Raw genomic sequence first — 407 nt, 5'->3', positions numbered from 1 at the left:
TCGCGGCCGACTGGCGGTACGCTTCGATCTGCCGGCGCGGATCGGGCACGCGGGCTTCTTCCGTGAAGGCCACGTCGTTGATGATGTCGCCGCGATAGCTCGGCAGCTCGACGCCGTCGCGCTTCTCGACCGGGGCCGAGCGCGGCTTGGCGAACTGGCCGGCAATGCGGCCGACCTTCACCACCGGCGAGGCGCCGGCGTAGGTCAGGACGATCGCCATCTGCAGGAAGACGCGGAACAGGTCGCGGATGTTGTTGGCGCCGTGCTCGGCGAAGCTCTCGGCGCAGTCGCCGCCCTGAAGCAGGAAAGCGTCGCCGGCCGCCACGGTGGCCAGCGCCTTCTTCAGGTTGCGCGCCTCGCCCGCAAACACCAGCGGCGGAAAGCTCGCGAGCTTCCCCCCGACATCC

At 70.0% G+C, this 407-nt stretch carries 1 protein-coding gene; it reads right to left on the bottom strand.

The genetic code is table 11. The features are described from left to right. Positions 1–407 (bottom strand): 3-deoxy-7-phosphoheptulonate synthase (locus DYI24_RS27870; RefSeq protein WP_246701411.1); only part of this gene is annotated, 407 nt, incomplete at both ends.

This window comes from Rhodopseudomonas sp. BR0C11, assembly GCF_010820945.1.
Lineage (GTDB): Bacteria > Pseudomonadota > Alphaproteobacteria > Rhizobiales > Xanthobacteraceae > Rhodopseudomonas > Rhodopseudomonas palustris_H.
The sequence above is the reverse complement of the archived record's forward strand: the minus strand, read 5'-3'. Positions and strand labels throughout refer to the sequence as shown.